Source organism: Mycobacterium sp., assembly GCF_035499775.1.
Classification (GTDB): Bacteria; Actinomycetota; Actinomycetes; order Mycobacteriales; family Mycobacteriaceae; genus Mycobacterium.
The window spans coordinates 1-2,404 of sequence record NZ_DATJYB010000594.1; the positions used below are offsets into that span (position 1 = coordinate 1).

General features: G+C 63.9%; 1 protein-coding gene and 2 pseudogenes. All 3 read right to left on the minus strand.

Annotated features, from left to right (window positions below):
- A pseudogene (locus VML93_RS35830) lies at positions 1 to 388 on the minus strand (sulfotransferase family protein); the annotation flags it as partial.
- Between the two features lie 252 nt (positions 389 to 640).
- On the minus strand, positions 641 to 1,921 hold the full coding sequence (locus VML93_RS35835) for a glycosyltransferase (RefSeq protein ID WP_325618201.1): 1,281 nt from the start codon (positions 1,919 to 1,921) through the stop codon (positions 641 to 643).
- Positions 1,922 to 2,130: 209 nt separating this feature from the next.
- Positions 2,131 to 2,404: pseudogene (locus tag VML93_RS35840) on the minus strand (hypothetical protein); the annotation flags it as partial.

Here is a 2,404-nt window from a genome sequence, read left to right on the forward strand (position 1 = left end):
GGCGTACCGCGACCAGGGTGCCGACGTCGTAACCGGCGGTCCGAGCGGCTTCGAACCACATCCTTGCTATCGGTGTCACCTGTAGGTCTTTGATGACGTAGAGGTCCTTTGGCGGCAATGAGGTCAGGTAAGCGTTGACCTCGGCGATGTCCCGCCTATCGGCGGGTTCGTGGAGGCGCAATGTGGGGTCGAGGAAGGCGCTGCGGTGGCGGCGCAGAATTTTTTCGTTGAGGTAGTGGGCTTGGCGTGGTTCCCAGAAGCCACGCGGGTTGCCCCGCGCGGCACCGATCATGCCGGGTGGAAGCGCGGCCCCGGACAGCGCCAAAACGCGTGTCAACGCGGAGGTACCGGTTCGGGACATACCCAGCACGAACAAGACGGTTGTCATTAACCCCTACCCTTGGCGAATCACTCAGCTACAAATCGCGGCGTCACATTAGATACCGTTAGAACGGTTGATAATACGCGCTCGACATCGACGGTCTCACCGAATACTGCCGTGCGGTCGGACGCGGAGCCGCCCGAATCGTAGAGCACTCTGCCATTGCGGATCCGGTGAATGCTCCGCGCGCATAACGAATATCGGATCCTGCCGCAGGCCGTATACGCTGAAATAGCGCACGGCACAGGCCACTCCCGATCACCCGACACGGCGGGCGCGAACAACGTCTTCCATCAGATCAGCGGCCGCCGTAACGCTTTCGGCGGGTTTGGTCGTCAGGGTGGCGAGCTCGCGGGCCCGGGCGACGTAATCGGGGGCGAGGATGGTGCGCAGGTCCGCGACCAGCGACTCGGGGGTCGTGGCCGAAAAGCGCCGCGCGGTACCCACTTTCAGTCGTTTGACCCGAGCTCCCCAGATCGTCTGATCGCCCCACGTCGAAAGGATCAGCGTGGGGACTCCGGCGCGCAGGCCGACGGCGGTGGTGCCCGCGCCACCGTGATGCACCAGCGCGCGGCAGGCCGGAAAGACGGCCGCGTAACTTACCGCGCCCACCACCTTGACGTGGTCCGGATGTGACACCTGGCTGAAGTCACTCCCGCCCGAGCAAACCAACGCCCGCTCGCCCAACTGCGCGCACACCGCGCCGATCATGGCGATCGTATCGGCGGGAGATTTGACCAGCGTGCTGCCAAAGCCGAAGAAAATCGGCGGGGTTCCCGCGGCAATCCAGGAGGCGACCTCCTCATCGGCATCCGTGGCCAACGCCATGGTCAGCGCACCGACAAAAGGTCTCAGGGGCCCTGAGGGCCCATTGAATTTCGCCCATTCGGTTGCCAGCCCGGGGAAGCAAACCTCGTCGTAGGCCTGGATTTCCAGTGATCCACGCTCGGCTATCCGTCGCGACGCGGGGACCGTTGCCTTCGGCAGGCCCAGATCACGGCGCTGCGCATCCTCGAGCTTCTTCACCGTGGGCCAACCCAGCCACTCGGACACCGTCATTGCGGAGCGGGCCAGCGGCGCAGGCAGGACCGGGATGAGCTGGCCGTTGGCCCGCATCGGAAACGTATGCAACGTGGCCAAGGGAATGTCGTAATACTCGGCGACGTTGGCGGCGGCCTGCTCGCCGATGACGACAGTGAGCAGCAGGTCGGCCCCGTCCGCCAGGGACATCAGCGTCGTGCGAGTGTCCTCCCAGCACTGGTCGAACAGCTCCCGATCTTTGCGGCCCAACCTGATCAGATCCCGGACCTTCCAGAACTTGCGGAACATATGCATCAACACGTCGCGGTGCAAGTCCTGCCACGCCCGCGCGTCCGGTCCATAAGGCACCGCCGGCAGCCCGACCGACTCGGTGAAGCCAACCAGGTCGGGCGCTACTGCCATACGCACTTCGTGCCCTCTGCGCAGCAGCTCACGGCCGACGGCGGCGCCGGGCTCGACATCGCCGCGAGTTCCATAGCATGCCAGCACGAACTTCATCGCGGGTCTCAGCCTTTCACTACTCTGTGTGGGTCCGCACCCGGTGTTCGAAGATACGTCACCGATCGGCATCCGCGAGCGGGAATCAATTCAAGAGACTCTGCACTGGCCGCACGGCTGAGCGTCGTCGGGTGGGTATCCGAATCCGAGGCCGACATCGGGCCGGGCGAATGTTCGGGTGACCGCTTGCCGACATCCGTGCCGGCTCCTCACTGTTGGGTCACCGGGGGCGCTCCGATATATGTGCCGGTGAGCGAGAATTCATTCAACGCATTCGAAAGGTTTAGTCGCAAAGCTTCATTCGAATTGGTATAGCCCGGCTGATAAGCGGTGACCGAGACAAAGACCTGCCCCTGCGCAGTTCCCGACAACACGTACAGCACTCCGCCCAGACAGTCCATCAATGCTTTGGTCACGCCCCGGTAGGAAAGCCTCGAGGCAAAGATGTAGGCGTCCGTGCCGTCTGGCCGGGTGACGGCGGGG

What these genes read in the sequence shown, in the direction of transcription:
- VML93_RS35835 (WP_325618201.1), bottom strand. Translation starts at nt 1,921, where the DNA reads ATGAAGTTCGTGCTGGCATGCTATGGAACTCGCGGCGATGTCGAGCCC.